Genomic DNA, 2,023 nt, shown 5'->3' with positions numbered 1-2,023 from the left:
CCGTCGCCGAACGCGTCGGGGCCTGCGAGCATCGCACCTTCCCGGGAAAGCTGGATCCGGCGGTGCTCGGCACCGGCGAACGGATGGTCGTCAGGATGTTCGGCGCCCCCTCCGGTGATTTCCGGGACTGGGATGCGATCGGAGCGTGGGGTGCGCGGATCGTCGCGCGGACGGCCGGCCGGGAACACGATCTCGACCGGGTCGGATCGGCTCCCGCGCAGCGTGGGGCGCGACGCTAGGGGATCAGTCCGAATCGCCCCGGTAGTGCGAACTCAGTTCGGCGGCGCGGTCCCAGATCGACCAGTCGACCGGGCGTCCCGCCAACTGGGCCTCGACCACTTCGAACCCGGCGTGCCAGCCTGCGCCGTGCGCGAGGGCGTCCTCTTCGTCGTCGGTGGTGTGGGTGAGGGTGAGCCAGCACCCGCCGGAGCCGTCGGGAGTGATCTCCCAGTGCAGAACATCGGCGTCCCAAAGGTATTCCAGGATCCGTCCGGTGCGCACCGTGAGGACGCTGCCCGTGGTGGTGTGTCCTTCCGGGAGTCCGAAACGCCGGGTCTGTTCCTGTGTGGATCGGAATTCGAGTGCCGCTCCGGGCGTGAGTTCGAATTCGACGTCGGCAGGGAACCAGGCGCGGAGGTGCTGGGGATCGGTGAGAACGCTCCACACCTTCTCGGGGGTGTAGGGGAACGAGCGTTGGAACCGAAGAGCGACCCTCCCGTCGTAGGTACGCGAGATGATGCCGATATCCATGGGAACCTCCAAGACGAGAACTCGCCGGTCAGCGGGGTCCTGGCGTGTTGTTACCCCATGCTGCCAGGTTTCGTCGGCTTACGAAGCGGGTCGACCGACCTGTGATGGGATCGTGGAACGACACCGATCGCGCCAGTAACTGCAGTGGATTCGAATAGTCTTGTGCCCCAACCTCGTACACCTCCGGATAGAGGTTGTCGCCGAGAATGGGGATTCCCAGCGAGTTCATGTGGACACGGAGTTGGTGCGTCCTGCCGGTGCGGGGACGCAAAAGGTAACGGGCACGGTCGCCGGCCGTGGCCACGACGTCGATCCGCGTCACCGCGTCGACAGGACCCTCGACCTCGCGTGCCTGCAGGACGCCGCGCTCCTTGACGATGCGGCTGCGTACGTGGAGGGGGAAGTCGAGATGCGGTGCGGCCGGAGCGATCGCTTCGTACTCCTTCTCCACGAGACGCCGGTCGAACAGGGTCTGGTACGCGCGTCGCGCCTCGCGCCGGACGGTGAACACCAGTACGCCCGCCGTGAGCCGGTCGAGCCGATGAGCGGGGGACAACTCGGGAAGATCCAGTTCCGTGCGCAGCCGCACCAGGGCCGTCTCCGTCACCCACGAGCCGCGAGGTGTGGTCGCCAGGAAGTGCGGCTTGTCGACCACGAGCAGGTTCTCGTCCCGATGGAGGATGTCGATCTCGAACGGGACGCGCGGCTGGACCGGAGGATCACGGTAGAGATACACGAATTCGCGTGGGGTGTACGGCGTGGAGAACGTGATCGGAGTTCCGTCCTGTACGACCACTTCGCCGCATTCGATCTTCTCCGCAATTCGGGTCGTATCGCTCGGGAAGCGCGCCGCCAGGAACTCCGCTATGGTCTCCCAGCTGGCATTTTCCGGCAGTCGCAGGCGGGTGGGGTTCAAGCCGTCGCGAACGGGGAGGGGAGCGTCGGGCACGGATCGTCAGGTTAGTCGCACCGCGGGATTCCCGGTGCCGACGCTGTGTCGACAACGTGCCGAAGCCGCGTCGATAACACGGCCGGGCTTTCCACGATAACGATTGTGTGCAAGCCTGCTTAAGGTTTCTGCACCGTCGATACCCTGGGACGGAAGTGAAGAATGTTACTGGAGTGCAAGGGGAGCTTGTTGTGACGATTTCGGCGAAGACCGGAACACGTCGGCGGGGGGGACGCGCTCTCGTTCGGCTACTGGTGGCAGCGGTGGTACTTCCACTGGCCCTCGTGTTCACGGGAGTCGGGGCCGGGACGGCCTCGGCCGACC

At 65.7% G+C, this 2,023-nt stretch carries 2 protein-coding genes and 1 pseudogene; 1 reads left to right on the top strand and 2 read right to left on the bottom strand.

The genetic code is table 11. The annotated features are described in order from the left end of the window. Positions 1-239 (top strand): annotated as a pseudogene (locus tag A8G18_RS15575) (flavodoxin domain-containing protein); the annotation flags it as partial. Between the two features lie 4 nt (positions 240-243). Here the strand turns inward: A8G18_RS15575 and A8G18_RS15570 are convergent. Continuing rightward, positions 244-750: an SRPBCC family protein gene (locus tag A8G18_RS15570; protein ID WP_064064581.1), complete on the bottom strand. Its 507-nt coding sequence runs from the start codon at positions 748-750 to the stop codon at positions 244-246. 28 nt (positions 751-778) lie between these two features. Beyond that, complete coding sequence (locus tag A8G18_RS15565; protein ID WP_064064580.1) at positions 779-1,699, bottom strand: pseudouridine synthase; 921 nt, start codon at positions 1,697-1,699, stop codon at positions 779-781. Between the last annotated feature and the right edge of the window lie 324 nt (positions 1,700-2,023).

This window comes from Rhodococcus gordoniae (assembly GCF_001646655.1).
In the GTDB taxonomy this organism is placed as follows: Bacteria; Actinomycetota; Actinomycetes; order Mycobacteriales; family Mycobacteriaceae; genus Rhodococcus; species Rhodococcus gordoniae.
Note: the sequence above shows the minus strand (reverse complement) of the source record. Positions and strands in the feature narration are given on the sequence as shown.